This window comes from Planctomycetia bacterium (assembly GCA_034440135.1).
GTDB lineage: Bacteria > Planctomycetota > Planctomycetia > Pirellulales > JALHLM01 > JALHLM01.
Map to the genome: position 1 here is coordinate 16,345 of JAWXBP010000151.1, position 14,157 is coordinate 30,501.

At 61.0% G+C, this 14,157-nt stretch carries 16 protein-coding genes; 11 read left to right on the top strand and 5 right to left on the bottom strand.

All coding sequences use genetic code 11. From position 1 onward, the window contains the following. Positions 1 to 126: 126 nt before the first annotated feature. The 3 genes from SGJ19_08740 to raiA form a co-directional block, all read right to left on the bottom strand. Positions 127 to 414, bottom strand: a complete 288-nt coding sequence (locus tag SGJ19_08740; GenBank protein MDZ4780325.1) for an HPr family phosphocarrier protein — start codon at positions 412 to 414, stop codon at positions 127 to 129. Between the two features lie 19 nt (positions 415 to 433). After that, complete coding sequence (locus SGJ19_08745; GenBank protein MDZ4780326.1) at positions 434 to 910, bottom strand: PTS sugar transporter subunit IIA; 477 nt, start codon at positions 908 to 910, stop codon at positions 434 to 436. Between the two features lie 112 nt (positions 911 to 1,022). Beyond that, complete coding sequence (raiA, locus tag SGJ19_08750; protein ID MDZ4780327.1) at positions 1,023 to 1,322, bottom strand: ribosome-associated translation inhibitor RaiA; 300 nt, start codon at positions 1,320 to 1,322, stop codon at positions 1,023 to 1,025. 578 nt (positions 1,323 to 1,900) lie between these two features. On the opposite strand from raiA, the gene SGJ19_08755 reads away from it, so the two are divergent. The 9 genes from SGJ19_08755 to SGJ19_08795 all read left to right on the top strand — a co-directional run bounded on the left by SGJ19_08755 (position 1,901) and on the right by SGJ19_08795 (position 10,157). Further along, on the top strand, positions 1,901 to 2,308 hold the full coding sequence (locus tag SGJ19_08755; GenBank protein ID MDZ4780328.1) for a hypothetical protein: 408 nt from the start codon (positions 1,901 to 1,903) through the stop codon (positions 2,306 to 2,308). A gap of 68 nt (positions 2,309 to 2,376) precedes the next feature. Next, positions 2,377 to 2,805 (top strand): hypothetical protein, encoded by a 429-nt coding sequence (locus tag SGJ19_08760; GenBank protein ID MDZ4780329.1) that lies wholly within the window; start codon positions 2,377 to 2,379, stop codon positions 2,803 to 2,805. Next, complete coding sequence (locus SGJ19_08765) at positions 2,802 to 3,068, top strand: hypothetical protein (protein MDZ4780330.1); 267 nt, start codon at positions 2,802 to 2,804, stop codon at positions 3,066 to 3,068. Before SGJ19_08760 ends, SGJ19_08765 begins: the two co-directional genes overlap by 4 nt. Positions 3,069 to 3,096: 28 nt before the next feature. After that, complete coding sequence (locus SGJ19_08770; protein ID MDZ4780331.1) at positions 3,097 to 3,420, top strand: hypothetical protein; 324 nt, start codon at positions 3,097 to 3,099, stop codon at positions 3,418 to 3,420. Between the two features lie 299 nt (positions 3,421 to 3,719). Then, entirely contained in the window at positions 3,720 to 6,473 is a 2,754-nt protein-coding gene (locus SGJ19_08775; GenBank protein ID MDZ4780332.1) for a glucosidase, read from the top strand. A 201-nt stretch (positions 6,474 to 6,674) separates the two neighbouring features. Continuing rightward, positions 6,675 to 6,977 carry a hypothetical protein gene (locus tag SGJ19_08780; GenBank protein MDZ4780333.1) on the top strand — a complete coding sequence of 101 codons (303 nt, stop codon included), beginning with the start codon at positions 6,675 to 6,677 and terminating at the stop codon, positions 6,975 to 6,977. A gap of 12 nt (positions 6,978 to 6,989) precedes the next feature. Beyond that, positions 6,990 to 7,895 carry a hypothetical protein gene (locus SGJ19_08785; GenBank protein MDZ4780334.1) on the top strand — a complete coding sequence of 302 codons (906 nt, stop codon included), beginning with the start codon at positions 6,990 to 6,992 and terminating at the stop codon, positions 7,893 to 7,895. A 95-nt stretch (positions 7,896 to 7,990) separates the two neighbouring features. After that, positions 7,991 to 8,404 (top strand): type ISP restriction/modification enzyme, encoded by a 414-nt coding sequence (locus SGJ19_08790; GenBank protein ID MDZ4780335.1) that lies wholly within the window; start codon positions 7,991 to 7,993, stop codon positions 8,402 to 8,404. A 358-nt stretch (positions 8,405 to 8,762) separates the two neighbouring features. Continuing rightward, positions 8,763 to 10,157, top strand: a complete 1,395-nt coding sequence (locus SGJ19_08795) for a sigma-54 dependent transcriptional regulator (GenBank protein MDZ4780336.1) — start codon at positions 8,763 to 8,765, stop codon at positions 10,155 to 10,157. Positions 10,158 to 10,180: 23 nt separating this feature from the next. On the opposite strand, the gene SGJ19_08800 is transcribed toward SGJ19_08795, so the two are convergent. Together SGJ19_08800 and SGJ19_08805 are read right to left on the bottom strand one after the other, a co-directional pair. Beyond that, positions 10,181 to 11,434, bottom strand: a complete 1,254-nt coding sequence (locus SGJ19_08800) for a protoglobin domain-containing protein (GenBank protein MDZ4780337.1) — start codon at positions 11,432 to 11,434, stop codon at positions 10,181 to 10,183. Between the two features lie 56 nt (positions 11,435 to 11,490). Further along, positions 11,491 to 12,000 (bottom strand): hypothetical protein, encoded by a 510-nt coding sequence (locus SGJ19_08805; protein MDZ4780338.1) that lies wholly within the window; start codon positions 11,998 to 12,000, stop codon positions 11,491 to 11,493. A 463-nt stretch (positions 12,001 to 12,463) separates the two neighbouring features. Between SGJ19_08805 and SGJ19_08810 the strand changes: the two genes are divergently transcribed. Beyond that, a complete protein-coding gene (locus SGJ19_08810) occupies positions 12,464 to 13,552 on the top strand; it encodes a c-type cytochrome (protein ID MDZ4780339.1) in 1,089 nt (362 codons plus the stop codon). Continuing rightward, positions 13,552 to 14,157, top strand: a complete 606-nt coding sequence (locus SGJ19_08815) for a hypothetical protein (GenBank protein MDZ4780340.1) — start codon at positions 13,552 to 13,554, stop codon at positions 14,155 to 14,157. The genes SGJ19_08810 and SGJ19_08815 overlap by 1 nt, the downstream gene beginning before the upstream one ends.

Below are 14,157 nucleotides of genomic sequence, written 5' to 3' on the forward strand. Positions count from 1 at the left end.
AAGCGACCGCGTTCTACCACCACTGCCTGACTACGCCACACGATTCGATTGTTGCTCGGGCGTGCCGAACTCGCTCTATCTACTGCGCGAGTTGAAGACGCTTCGCCTCGATCGAACCTGCTTCGCTTATTCCTCGTGCGCTTCGTGAAACTGGTGAGCGATCAATTCCGCCAGGGCTTCGACAGCAGATTGCGCGTCTTCGCCCTCGGCTTCGATCACCAGTTCCGTACCTTGTTCCGCGGCGAGCGTCAGCAACGAGATGATGCTGCGCCCGTCGACCCTCTCGTGTCCCTTGCAGATTTCAATTCGGCACTTGTACTGCGACGCCACCTTGCCCATCTGGTCGGCGGGACGCGCGTGCAAGCCATTGGGGTTCACAATGGTGACGACGCGACGATAGGTAGATACTTCCATCTGCGCGCCGCCGCCGTGATTACGAACCAACCTGATTGCCGTCCGCCTCGTCCAGCAATGTCGTCACGTCCACCGCGGTTTTGGCTTGCTTCAAGAACCGGCAAAACGTGTCGTCCCGCAACTGGCGCGAAATATTCTCCAACGCCCGCAAGTGATCGCCGGGGCGATCCGGGGGCGAAATCAACAAAAACAACAGTTCGACTTTCTCGCCGTCGAGGCTGTGAAAGTCGACGCCCGAGTCGCTCACCGCCACGGTGCCGACCAGCCGATCGACGCTCGGCTGCTTGGTATGCGGAACGGCGACGCCTCGGCCGATGCCGGTGCTGCCCAACTCTTCGCGCTTGAGAATCGCTTTGACGATGCTTTCGTACTCATCCGTCGCGATTCGGCCGGCTTCCAACAAGGCCTGGGTCATCTCGCGGATCACCCCTTCCTTATCTTCGGCACGCAAGTTGGCACGAATCGCCTCGCGACTAATAAAGTCGGAGAACTTCATGCAGCCATGTCCTTTCTGAGTCGCCCCGCGCGGGCCTGAGTTATCAGGCGAACCGCGCTAATGTGTTTGCCGCTCGTATGGTGTGGCGCCACGATCCTCGGCCTGCGAAGGCCTAGCGATGGTGGTCCTGAACTTTCTCTTTGTACTTGCGGAGCTGTTGCTCCAACTTATGGACGGCCGCGTCGACGGCGACCATCAATTCCTCGGCCTCTTCCCGGGCCACGAAATCGTGCTTGTGTTCGGCCGAAACCAGAACTTCCACGACCAGGGCGTCCTTATTCTCCAGGTCGACCGCCACGGTGATCGCCGTCAGCCGCTCGAAAATGCGGGTCAGCTTCTCGAACTTGGCCCCGATCTTTTCTCGGGAGGCCTCGCTCAACTGCCCGTGACGCGCCGAAATGCTGACCTGCACGAATACCTCTCCTGAATGCTATCTAAGTGTTGCTGAGCTGGACACTTGCGCCATCCGAGCCAACGGCCCTGGGGCACAGCGATCAGAAGAAAGCCAAGCCCCAGCCGGCGCGGCTGGTCCATTCTAGCCCCTCCCCGGCGCCAAATAGGCGGTTCGACGAGGTCTGAGAAGTCGTAGATTCTAACACCGGCCCAGCAGGTTGAAAACGGGGGATAAAGAGGCCCCCCTAGGCCGCGCTTCGCGCTTCCTCCCCACCACCCCATTGCCGTCCCGCGGCAGTGGATTGACGTTTCCAGTTTTTGGAGCAGCCGCCCCGATTCAGGCCAAAAGCGCGCTAGTCGATCGGGCGTTCCCGGAAACTCGGTCGAACAGCTCGATGAGTTTGACCTCCGCGCCGCGCCGCAAGACAATAGGGGGGATGAAAGCAATCTGCGCCAGCATTCTGCCCCAACCCGTCGGCCCCGACTTTTTCCGGGCCTGCCCGTCGTGCGGTCGGCCCAATTTCCTGGAATTCAAACGGTCAGAACCGCATGAGCTACTGAGGGAACTGAGAATCTACGCCTGCAAATTCTGCGGCCATGAGTTGGCGTTCGGACGTGAACTGCCGCGACACGTCATTTGACCAGCGATCGGCGGGCGCGATGAAACCGCGGTTCTCGATTCTTGCGTTGCTGAGTATTACGGCGTTCGTGGCACTAACCTTTGCCGCAATGTTATCGCCGCTGTGGTCGGCAGTTTGGATCGTCGCGTGGTTGGTATGTGTCGCCCACTTCGTAACACATGCGACTGACACTTCAAATCCGGTAACGGCTGCGTGCGGACGGACGGCTATCGTTTGCATCCTGCTGTATTTGGTAATTCCGGTCCTGAACAACCAATACAGCATTGAATACCTGATCGCTGCGGTCGTCTTCGGACGCAATCCCTCGTCGTATATTCAACCGCAGTCAGTGCTTCAATATGCACTGGCTTTGGGATTCGGCTGAGTGGGCTACTATATGGCAATCCGGCACTACCGCCGGCAAGAAAAGCGGGCCAACCAGGAGAAGGTGGAATGAAACCCAGGTTTTCCATTCTTACATTGCTGGGCATCACGGCTTACTTGGCATTGGTGATTGCGGGCCTGCTCAGTGAAGTTTGGAACGTTGTTGCAATCGCCGTGTGGGCCATCGGAACACTCTTGTTGTTTGCAGTTGTTACCGGGCAGGCAAGCGGTCAAGTCCAATTTGCACGTGGATTTGTTGCCGGGCTAACGTGGAGTGGTATCACGTTCCTTTTCACCGTCAAGCTATGGCAGAGGTGGTTGTACGACGCTGCAAACGCATTGAGGGAGAGCTTCAACACTACTCTCAATATTTCGGAACTTGAAACCCATATCTTGCAGCTTATCGCCACCGCAATCGGCTTAGTCTTTGGCACATTGGCATGCTGGCGATACCGCGTGCTGGAACGGCGGGCTAATCAGGTGAAGTCTGGGGAATGAGTGACAATCCCTACCAATCCCCGCAATCAGATTTGACCCCGCCAGATTTGCGTCATCGGCGGGAGAAGTTGGTGGCCTGGCTGAAAGACCGGGCGCTACTTTGGCTAACCGGGTTTGGCGTATTTGTATTTCTCATGGTCATTTCCTTGACCTTGCCAAATATCAACAATTCCGTTGCCAAAGCAGTGTTGGCGGTTCTTGCCATCATCGCTTGGTGGACTCTTCAAAGCCGCGTACTTCAGAGGAAAACCCCGTCCCAGTAAGTAAGTACACTGGGACAGAGCACACTTCATGGAACGCTGCGATGACAATCGCGTGATGGACGAGAACCCCTACCGATCGCCGGAGACCGTTGGCGCCGGACACCCTGGTGAAATCGCACTCTGGTTCAGCCGCATCGTCTGGTTCGGCCTCGGCGGGCTGGGGGCGAGTGCCACGGCAATGGGTCTGCTGATTCTCGGCATGTCCATTCTCCAGTCCACGCGCGCCGCAGGCGTAGAAGTGCTCATTGGTTTCGGATTCGGTCTCGTCGTCGTTTGGATGGGCGGCTTCCTGGTCTGGCGTGCGACCAAGCGATTCAGGCGCCATGATCAAGCGCAGATCGCGATTCGATGATTTCGCGGTTCTCTTTATCGTGGCGCACGCGGCGTGGCCACGGCGAGCCGGCTACAGCGACGCTCGCGTAACATGACGCCCGACGATGGCAAGGCCGCGACGACCGCGTCGCTCGGCCGCATGGATGGCTAACAGGCCTCACGCCGTTTCGCGCGGAATCGACATCGGCGGCGCATCCGCCGTTTTTTCCCAGAGGCCCGCGCTTCCCAGGCGGTTCCCGCCCCTTGCTTGTCGCGGAACGAGCCTCCCGTGCCCCCTACGCCGTTCTATACTTCTAGGAACCGCGAACAGGGCCATTCATGACGCTTGCAACCGAACCTGGTGACGAACGCCGTCGACTGAGCGAAGCCGCGGACCGCACCCACAATTGGCAACGCTGGGGACCGTACGTCGCCGAGCGGCAGTGGGGCACCGTGCGCGAGGACTATTCCGCGCAGGGCGACGCCTGGGACTACGTCACGCACGACCAAGCGCGCAGCCGCGCCTATCGCTGGGGTGAAGATGGCTTGCTGGGAATCTGCGATCGCGAATGTCGGCTCTGTTTCTCGCTTGCGCTTTGGAACGGCCGCGACCCGATCCTCAAGGAACGCCTCTTCGGCCTCGCCGGCACCGAGGGGAATCATGGCGAGGATGTGAAGGAGTGTTACTACTACCTCGATTCGACGCCCACGCATTCTTACATGAAGGCGCTCTACAAGTATCCGCAGTCCGAATTTCCGTACGCGCGACTCGTGGAAGAGAATCGCCGACGCGGTAAGCAGGATGCCGAGTTCGAGCTCGTCGACACCGGCGTGTTCGATGAACACCGTTATTTCGATGTGGTTGCGGAGTACGCCAAGGCGTCGCCGGACGATATTCTGATTCGCGTCACCATTGCCAATCGGGGACCGGAGTCCGCAGCGATTCACTTGCTCCCGACACTGTGGTTTCGTAATTCTTGGTCTTGGGGTTGCACCCACGATGGTTGCGAGGTGAAACCGCGGCTGGAGGCAGCAGGTTTGGCGGCCATCGTCGCTCGGCATGTTTCGCTCGGCGAATTCCGACTGGATGTGGAACCGTCCGCCGGCGCTGAGCCCGCGGAGTTGGTGTTTACTGAAAACGAAAGCAATTCCAACCGCGTGTTCAATTTTGAGGACGGCAATCGCTACGTCAAAGACGCGTTCCACCGCTATGTGATTCAGGGCGACTCTCAAGCAGTCCACTCGCTAAAACACGGCACCAAGGCGGCGGCGATCTACCGTCTGACGATTCCGTCGGGGACGCACACCGTGGTCCGCATGCGGCTCACGAAGGCCAATGAAACGACGAGCCGGCCATTCTCAAACTTCGATGACGTCTTTGCCGAACGCATCGCCGAAGCCGACGCCTTCTACGCCGATCGCATTCCCGCTGCGCCAGGCAGCGAGACGGCGAATGTCGCGCGGCAGGCCTATGCCGGACTCCTGTGGAGCAAGCAGTTCTATCACTACGTGGTCAAGGACTGGCTGGCCGGCGACCCGGATCAACCGGCGCCGCCGCAAGAACGCAAGCAGGTGCGTAATCACGATTGGCCGCACCTGTTCAATCGCGACGTCATCTCGATGCCGGACAAGTGGGAGTACCCCTGGTACGCGGCCTGGGATTTGGCGTTTCACATGATCCCCATGGCAACCGTCGATCCGGAGTTCGCCAAGGGGCAGCTCGAACTGTTCTTGCGCGAGTGGTATCTCCACCCCAACGGGCAGATGCCGGCCTATGAGTGGGCGCTGTCGGACGTCAATCCGCCGGTGCATGCCTGGGCCTGTTGGCGCGTGTACAAGATGACCGCGCCCAGGGGACAGCGCGACGTCGCCTTCCTCAAGCGCGTGTTCACGAAACTGCTGCTGAATTTCACCTGGTGGGTCAATCGCAAAGACGAAACCGGCAACCATCTGTTCGCGGGCGGATTTCTGGGGCTGGACAACATCGGCGTGTTCGACCGTTCCAAGCCGCTTCCCGACGGCGGCCGACTGGAGCAGGCCGACGGCACCGCCTGGATGGCCTTCTATGCCTCGACGATGCTCGCCATGGCCTTGGAGTTGGCGCAACACGACGACACCTACGAGGACATTGCCTCGAAGTTCTTCGAACATTTCATCCACATTGCCGACGCCATGAACACGCTCGGCGGCCTGGGCCTGTGGCATGAAGGGGACGGCTTCTACTACGATCAAATCAAGGTGGGCGAGAGCGTTGCGCCGTTGGGGATCCGCTCCATCGTGGGCATCATCCCGCTGTTCGCGGTCGAGGTGCTGGAACAGGCCGACATCGATCGCCTGCCGGGCTTCCGCAAACGCATGGAGTGGTTCCTCAAGCATCGCCCCGATCTGGCCCGGCACATCGCGTATTGCGAACGCTCGGGCGTCATTGCGGATCGCGACGACCAACAACGCGGCCGCGGCCGCCGGTTGCTCGCCATCCCGTCGCACGAACGCCTGGAGCGCATGCTCCACTACTTGCTCGATGAAAGTGAGTTTCTGGCGCCGCATGGCGTGCGCGCCCTCTCACGGTATCATCACGAACACCCTTTCGTGCTCTGGGCCGACGGACAAGAGCACCGCGTGGAATACACGCCGGGCGAATCCATCACCGGGTTGTTCGGCGGCAACTCCAACTGGCGCGGTCCCATCTGGTTCCCGGTGAATTACTTGGTCATCGAAGCCCTGGAGCGCTATCACCACTTCTACGGCGACGAAGTGCAAGTCGAATGCCCGACCGGATCCGGCCGCGTGATGAACCTCTTCGAAGTGTCGCACGAACTGCGCCGCCGCATGGCGTCGCTGTTCCTGCCGGATGCATCAGGGCGTCGTCCCTGCCATGGCGACGATCCCCGCTACGCCACGGATCCTCATTGGAACCATTTTCCGCTGTACTATGAATACTTTCACGGCGACGACGGCCGCGGCGTGGGCGCCAGCCATCAAACCGGCTGGACGGCGCTGGTCGCGTCCATTCTCCGCGACCTCCAAACGCCGTCGAGCGACGGCGATCATCTCGCAGAGCCGACGCGCGCGGCAGCGACCGTTGAAGCGTAATGCGCGCGCGTGAGCGCGTGCCGCTCGCGAAGGCGAAAATCGCGGTTCCTCCCTGCCGAGGCCCCAGACCTCGGCCGCGGAAGACGATACATTCATGCCTGTCGCGCCGGGAGACCTGCGGTCGGTAGGGGTGCGGGGTCGGGAGACCCGCGCACAACGGTGGCGTCCGTTCCATTGCCATTCGAACAAAAAGTCGGCTCCATGGCGAAAAAACCCCAGCCGAGTAAGCAACACAAGTCGCTGCTCAAGCTGATCGACAAGTATTACGCCGACCTCGCCGACTTCGCGCGGCAGCACGTGTTGTTCGAGATGGGCACGCGCCAGGCCTTTCACCGCCTGCTGGCCGACGCCGGCAAACCGCACGGTTGGACGCTGATCGCCGAGCAGTCCAAAAAGGTGAACGGCAAGACCATCCGCCCGGACGGCACCTTCAAGGACGAAATGAACCTGGTCCGCGGGTATTGGGAAGAGACGTACGAATTGACTAAGTCCACTCGATTCTAAAGGTCAATTGCAATGTCGCATGGAAAAGGCAAGCGAGGTCAACGTAAGGACAAACGCCTCAAACCTAACAGTATTGGTGTCGATGGCGGCAAACTACCAGACGTACGGAATCAGCAATTCGAAAAGAAACAAGTTCGACACTTACCGGGGCAGCCCGCCAATCGCGATGCCGCGCCAACCACGCCGAAATCCCCACATGCGACCGACTCTGGCTCAAGCGAAACGCCACCAGGGCCACTCCGCGATGCGACAACTGGCGGGCACGGTGACTTGTGTGTTTCGGACCGACCAGCGACCACCGAGCGATTCGCTGAAGCGCAAACGAGATACTCTTGGTACCTACTACTGGCAACCGTTGCCGCAGTGTTCATTGCCGGCTGCCAAGTGTACTTAATGTATGCCCAGAATTGCCTTTTCGATCGACAGAACGGCATCATGGACAAACAGAACCTGATCATGACGCTTGAAAACCGGCCTTGGGTTTTCGGAATGAAAGTTCACGTCGAGGCGTGTAATGCAACTGAATCACTTAAGTTCAAGGTCACGACGAACAATTCTGGCAAGATCCCCGGCCGAATTCGATCCACACGCTATGCGGCATCCGTGGTGAGGAACGGCGATTCTGTGGATCGAGTCGTAGATGGAGCAAAGACTGATATCACGGGACCACTAAAGAATGCCGCTCTTCCACCGAATGCACCGCTGATTCAAGACGTGGACATGGGGCACGGGCTTTCCGCAGGCGACATCAAGTCGCTGGACGACAGGACCGGAGATTTGTGGGTTGTGGGACGCATCGAGTACGAAGGTCCGACTGGCGAACCTTATTTTACCCAGTTCTGCTACAGCAGCGGCGGCAGGGGAAATCCAGTGGGTCACGAGTTGCAATACAGTTCCCGTTACAACGATTTCAAGTAGACGCCTACTTACGGCCGCCTTGTTCCGACTCCCGGCGAACAAAAAGGCCGTGTCTGTTTCTTTTTCTAGGTTTCGTTGGGCTATTTCATACGGCAGTGTCTGGCTGCTTCACTTTCGAGCAGCTGGCCGAGCTGCACCTCGACTACGAGCAGCTCAAGCCGTGGGACTTGGAGCTCATCGAAACGCCCGGCGTGCCGCTTTCGTACCGCGTCGAGGACAAGATGCGGCTCGCGAAGGACAAGGAGCGGCTGGCAGTCAACAAGTCGCTGACGCTGGCCGGCATTCCGCCCGAGGCGTTCAACTACCGTCTCGGCAACCGCTCGGCGTTGGATTGGGTCATCGACCAGTACCAGGTCAGCACCGACAAACGCAGCGGCATCACCTCCGACCCGAACCGGGAAGACGACGAGCAATACATCGTCCGCCTGGTGGGCCAGGTGATCCGCGTCAGCGTGGAAACCGTGGCGATCGTGAACGCCCTGCCGGCGTATGCGGCCGAGAAATCGTAAACCCTGTTGCGCGCGGGTCTGTTGTGCGCGGGTCTCCCGACCCCGCACTGGCCCCGACCGAAGGTCTCCCGGCCCGGCGTGATGCATTGGAGACCTGCGGTCGACGGGAGTGCGGGGTCGGGAGACCCGCGCACAACAGCGGTCGGGAGACCGTGCCACGACAGGGACCTTGGCAAATCACATTTGGCCGACATGAGCCTCTCCGCACAGGTGGGCGCTTTCCGCACAGCGTTCCTACCTCGTCAATTCGTCACGTCCACGCACTTGCCCGGCAAAAGCGGTACTTCGCGCCCCGGCGACTCGGCGGCACGGGCGTTGCTGTACAATCGACAGCGAGACGAGCCACCAAGGACCACGTATGCAATTCGATCCAGCCAAAATCGACCTGCTCGTCGTCGACGACGACCGGGAATTTCGTGAAACCGTCGCGCGGCGGTTCGTGCGGCGCGGGTATCAGGTGCAAGAAGCCATTCACGGCGAGCAAGCGCTGCAGTTGGCCGAGCGACGGCAATTTGACGTCGTGATTCTCGACATGGTGATGCCGGGACTATCCGGCCTGCAGGTGCTGGAGCGATTGAAGATCTCGCATCCCGACTGCGAAGTGATTCTGCTCACCGGACAGGGGACGATCGAAACTGCGGTGGAAGCGATGAAACTCGGCGCCACAGACTTCCTGCAAAAGCCGTTTCCGCTGGCCGATCTGGAGTTGCTGATCGAAAAGGCGTACGACCGCCGCCAGCTCCGCAAGGAAAATGCGCAACTCAAGGCGGCGCTCGGGCGCGCGCAGCATGCGCCGGAGATCATCGGCAAATCGGCCGCCATGCAGGAACTGGCGCGTCTCATTGACCGCGCCGGACCGACCGACAAATCCATTCTCATTCAAGGCGAAAGCGGCACGGGCAAGGAGTTGGTGGCCCACGCGCTGCATCGGGCCAGTCCTCGGGCCGCGAAGCCGCTGGTGGTGATCAATTGCGCGGCGCTGCCGGAGAATCTCCTGGAGAGCGAACTGTTCGGCCACGAAAAAGGATCATTCACCGGCGCGATCGCCACGAAGCAAGGGCTCTTCGAAGTTGCCGACGGCGGTACGCTGTTCATTGATGAGATCGGGGAACTCGCGCCATCATTGCAGGCGAAGTTGTTGCGCGTGCTGGAGGACGGTTCGATGCGCCGCGTCGGTTCGCTGAAAGAGCGACGTGTCGACGTGCGGCTGCTGGCGGCCACGAACCGCGACATGCAGCAGGAAGTGGCCAAGAAAAACTTCCGCGAGGATTTGTACTACCGCATCAACGTCATGTCGTTGACCCTGCCGCCTCTGCGCGAGCGGCAAGGCGACATTCCGCTCTTGGTCAAAAAGATGCTGGGCAACGCCTGGACCATCGAGCCGGACGCCATGCAGGTGATCGAGGCGTACCCTTGGCCCGGCAACGTCCGGCAGTTGTTCAACGCGCTGGAACGCGCGCAGATCATGGCCGATGACCACTGCATCCGCTTGCGCGACTTGCCGGGCGAGATCATTCCCGCCCCCGGGCGCAACGACGATTCCTCGATACCGGCCATCAACAGCGACGCCCTCTCCGAACGCCAGCGTTTGCACATCAAGGAAGTGCTGGAACGCGAACGCGGGAACAAGTCGCGGGCCGCGCGCGTCCTCGGCGTCAGCCGCCGGAGCCTCTATCGACTGCTGGAAAAGTACGAGGGCGACCAGCCCTCGGACGGCATAACGCAGACGGCGCAAACGCCGGTGACGGACTGAGCGTCGCGCGACGCGAGATCACATCACTCCTCCTGCGCCGTGGCGAGCAGCAGGCGGATGTGGAACGCGCAGCCTTGCCCGGGCTGCGATTCCGCCCAGATCGTGCCTCCTTGTTGCTCGACAAGCGTCTTGGCGAAATAGAGGCCCAGCCCGGAGCCGGGCGTATCGCGATGGACGTCAAGCCGCCGAAACGGGACGAACACGCGCGTCAACTCGTGCGGCGGGATGCCTGGTCCGTTATCGATAATCGAGATCGTGCAATGGCGTTCGTCGACGTCCGCACGGACGGTGATTCTCCCCGCCGGTTTGTCGTTGTACTTGATGGCGTTCGATAGGAGATTGAAGAACACTTCGCGCAGACGCACGCGATCCGCGCGCACGACGGGGATGCGTTCCGGCAGCGTGATCGTGATGTGCTTCTGTTCCATCATGGGACGCAGTAGCTCCACGGTCTCCAACAACACCGGTTCCGGTGAGAGCGATTCCGGCGTTTGCTCTTCGTGCAGGGAGATCGCCGACTGCAGCAAGTCGTCGATCGTGTCGCTCATTCGCAGGGCGCGATTGCGCGCCGCTTGAATCAACTTGCCGGCTTCCCCCGGGATCTGGGGGCCGAACTCGTCCAGCGCCTCGTCGCACAAGTTGACCATGGTCGCCAGCGGCGTCTTCAAGTCGTGCGACGTTAATTGCGCGAACTGCCGGAGCTCGGCGTTCGCCTGATAGACCAAATCGAGCGCTCGACGCAGATTCGCCGTCATCCGGCTGAAGTACGCCTCGAGCGTCAATCCAATGTCGAAGAACACCGCTTTCTGTACCGCGCGCACCAGGGAAGCGAAATGCCGTGACGGTTCGTCCAACTCTTCCGCCAGCCGCTCCACGCAAAACTGCAGATACTTGCTGTAGGCGCCGAGAAACATTTGCGGGCTGATCCCCACGCGGGCGTGTACATCGCCGACGCGAAAGCAACGGTCCATGTATTCGTCGCTCCACTCGGCGGCCAACATCCGCCGCAGATGCTCCATCTGCGATTCTTTCAGGCGCTCCACGAGCTCCGGGTCGCGCAGAAAGCGGGCCGTGGCCTCGAACTTGAAGAGATGCTCGTAGAACTCATCGACGAACCGGGCGCGCGACGCCAGGAGTCGCTCGTTCAGCTCCTGGAGTCGCGCACGATCTTGTTCGTCAAACTCCAGGAACTCCAGGCGTTCGCGAAGTCCCACAATCTCCTGTGGCGCTTGATGGTCATCCTCCGGCGCCGGCGCTTGGTGATTTTCAGCGTCCATACCAGCCCATTGACTCAGTTAGTGCGGTGGATGCGTATCCCTGATGCGCAGTTGCCTCAGCCCGCGCCCGGCAAGGGCGCGGACCGAACCGCCAGATTCGCGGCCGCCACGATGACGCCGATCACGCCCAACAGCACGATCAGCGTCGCGACGCCGTACAAGGTGCGGATGCCGTCGTCCATCTGCGGTGGGCGCTTTTGACGCAACAATTTGCTGACGACCACGCCACAGACCCAACTCCAGTGCAACATCACATGCACCAGCACGCCCAGCGTCAACAGACTGATCAGACCGAATTGCCACCGGCTCCAGGCATTGTACGACCAGCCCCACAACGTCCAACCATCCGCGGACGTTCCCGGCGGAAACACGAATTGCACCACCAAGCCGACAGCTAAAACGGCCGTCAGGACGATCAGCAATGTCGCGTCGAGCAGCAAGTTGACCATGGTCCGCGACATTCGGACGGCGCTCGACGTCGTGCCCCCGGCACGTTCCGTCGGCGGGCGGTCGCAATCCTCGTGCATCTTCGTCGGGAGCGGCATGGAATCAACGGTGTTTGCCATAGGCCAGATCGGTTTTATGGAGATCGAATCGAAATGGCTCGATCTTCTACGCTGATCGCAACTCTGGAGCCAAACCACCAGGAACCATGGCGAATTGGACGCACCTACGCAATCCCCATGCGTCTGGTTGAGGATTTCGCACCATGCGGCGGCCATGCCACCGCCGGTTCCCGACCTCAAGTGTGCCAGATGGGGACACATTTTGCGACGAGCAAGTGTGCGGAATTGTCACGCGGCGCCGCAAACGATTTTTCCCGTCGCGCCGGTCGTCGCATATTGCTCCGTTCCCAACTCGTTACCGCGCCTGCGGTTCCCACGATTCGCCTGAGCCTAACGAAGCGCGCGGTCACAATTTCGCTCGCTTGGCACTCGATCTGCGGTGGAGCACGCCCAACGCTGACGCGTTTTTCTCCTTCCACATCCGCACAGCATGGACGCCACGCGTAGACGGGCCCGCTCGCCAATGAACCGATATCTCCGTTGCGCCGCGTTCCTGATCGTCGGCGCGGTGGCTGGCTGCGAGCCGGCCCAAGTACCCGAATGGAGCGCGAGCGAGCAGCTGAAGTCTCTGGAAGACGCCGCGGCGCGCGACAAGATCGTCGCGCAACTAAGCCCCGCGTTCGTCACGCGGCTGGCGCCGACACGGCCCGGCGCCGACGAGGAAGTCCGCGATCATTTGCAGTTCGGCGCTAAGCTTTACGCCAAGCGATGCACTCAGTGTCATGGCGTCAATGGCGATGGCGCCGGCGCCGCCGCGGAGTTTCTCAAGCCGCGTCCGCGCGACTACCGTCCCGGCATCTTCAAATTCACCAGCACTCCTTACGGAGAGCGTCCGCGCCGCGAAGACCTGCTTCGCACGGTGCGCGAGGGAGTTGTCGGCACGTCGATGCCGTCGTTCGCCCTGCTGCCTCCGACGGAGCTCGCCGCAGTCGTGGACTACGTGATTCTCCTGGCCCAGCGCGGCGAGACGGAAGTGTTGGCGACGGCTTACGCCGAGGCCGAAGAAGAAATGGAATTCAACGACGTCCATCAAGAAGTTGTCGCGGCCTGGCACCGCAGCGCGGAGTCGGTGGTGCGTCCGCTCACCGTGATGCCGGCCATGACGCCGGAATCCGTCGAGCTCGGCCGCCAGGCGTTTCTCACCGAAGGCTGTTCGAAGTGTCACGGCAATGACGGCCGCGGCAAGACACAGGACAACGTCGGGACCGACGTCTGGGGCTTCCCCACGAACGCGGCCGACATTACCGCCGGCATGCTGCACGGCGGGCAGCGGCCGATCGACATTTATCGCCGCATTTCGTCCGGCATCAACGGCACGCCGATGCCCTCGTTTCGCGCCGTGTTCGATCCGGAAGGCAAAGACCCGGCGACCGCCAAGGATCCCGACACGATGTGGCGTCTGGTGCATTACGTTCTGCATGTCGCCAATCAGCGCCGCGCCAGTTTGCCGCCGGAACCGAGCCTGCGAGCGCAAGGTCCGGCGGAGGAGACGGCGGCGAGCGCTGCGAGCGAAACTCCAAGTGACGGCGCGCCGGCGCCCGAGGGGGAATGATGAACGCCGATCAAAAATCCGAGGAACTGGAACGCCTGCGGGAGCGCGTGCGCGCACTGGAGGCCGAAGTCGAGCGCGAGTCCGAGCCGCCGTGGCAGCCGCCGAAGTTCTACACGGCGTATTACGCCACGACCGGCTTCCTGCTGGGCACGTTCGGCGCGGTGACCAGCCTGCTGTTCAACGTCGTCGGCGCGTCGCTGGTCGGCAAGCATCCGCTGGAGTTGATCCGCGTTTATCTCACCTTTCCGATGGGAGAAAAGGCGCGAGGCATTGATTCCGGCATGACGCTCGCCATCGGTTGCTGCCTCTACATCGGCGCCGGCATGTTTCTGGGCATGTTATTCCAGTTGGCCATCGCCCGGTTCGCCCCGAGGGCCTCGCTAGCCGGCCGGCTGGCGCTTTCCAGCGGCCTGGCCATCGGCGTCTGGATCGTGAACTACTATCTCATCCTGTCCTGGCTGCAACCGCTGTTGTTCGGCGGCAACTGGATCGTCGAAGAAATCCCCGCGTGGGTCGCAGCGCTGACCCATCTCGTATTCGGCTGGACGATGGCGGTGGTGTACCCGTTGGGTGAATTTCATCCCTACCGCGTGGAATCGGAGTGA

What these genes read in the sequence shown, in the direction of transcription:
- SGJ19_08740 (MDZ4780325.1), bottom strand. Translation starts at nt 414, where the DNA reads ATGGAAGTATCTACCTATCGTCGCGTCGTCACCATTGTGAACCCCAAT.
- SGJ19_08745 (MDZ4780326.1), bottom strand. Translation starts at nt 910, where the DNA reads ATGAAGTTCTCCGACTTTATTAGTCGCGAGGCGATTCGTGCCAACTTG.
- SGJ19_08755 (MDZ4780328.1), top strand. Translation starts at nt 1,901, where the DNA reads ATGAGTTGGCGTTCGGACGTGAACTGCCGCGACACGTCATTTGACCAG.
- SGJ19_08760 (MDZ4780329.1), top strand. Translation starts at nt 2,377, where the DNA reads ATGAAACCCAGGTTTTCCATTCTTACATTGCTGGGCATCACGGCTTAC.
- SGJ19_08765 (MDZ4780330.1), top strand. Translation starts at nt 2,802, where the DNA reads ATGAGTGACAATCCCTACCAATCCCCGCAATCAGATTTGACCCCGCCA.
- SGJ19_08770 (MDZ4780331.1), top strand. Translation starts at nt 3,097, where the DNA reads ATGGAACGCTGCGATGACAATCGCGTGATGGACGAGAACCCCTACCGA.
- SGJ19_08775 (MDZ4780332.1), top strand. Translation starts at nt 3,720, where the DNA reads ATGACGCTTGCAACCGAACCTGGTGACGAACGCCGTCGACTGAGCGAA.
- SGJ19_08780 (MDZ4780333.1), top strand. Translation starts at nt 6,675, where the DNA reads ATGGCGAAAAAACCCCAGCCGAGTAAGCAACACAAGTCGCTGCTCAAG.
- SGJ19_08785 (MDZ4780334.1), top strand. Translation starts at nt 6,990, where the DNA reads ATGTCGCATGGAAAAGGCAAGCGAGGTCAACGTAAGGACAAACGCCTC.
- SGJ19_08795 (MDZ4780336.1), top strand. Translation starts at nt 8,763, where the DNA reads ATGCAATTCGATCCAGCCAAAATCGACCTGCTCGTCGTCGACGACGAC.
- SGJ19_08800 (MDZ4780337.1), bottom strand. Translation starts at nt 11,434, where the DNA reads ATGGACGCTGAAAATCACCAAGCGCCGGCGCCGGAGGATGACCATCAA.
- SGJ19_08805 (MDZ4780338.1), bottom strand. Translation starts at nt 12,000, where the DNA reads ATGGCAAACACCGTTGATTCCATGCCGCTCCCGACGAAGATGCACGAG.
- SGJ19_08810 (MDZ4780339.1), top strand. Translation starts at nt 12,464, where the DNA reads ATGAACCGATATCTCCGTTGCGCCGCGTTCCTGATCGTCGGCGCGGTG.
- SGJ19_08815 (MDZ4780340.1), top strand. Translation starts at nt 13,552, where the DNA reads ATGAACGCCGATCAAAAATCCGAGGAACTGGAACGCCTGCGGGAGCGC.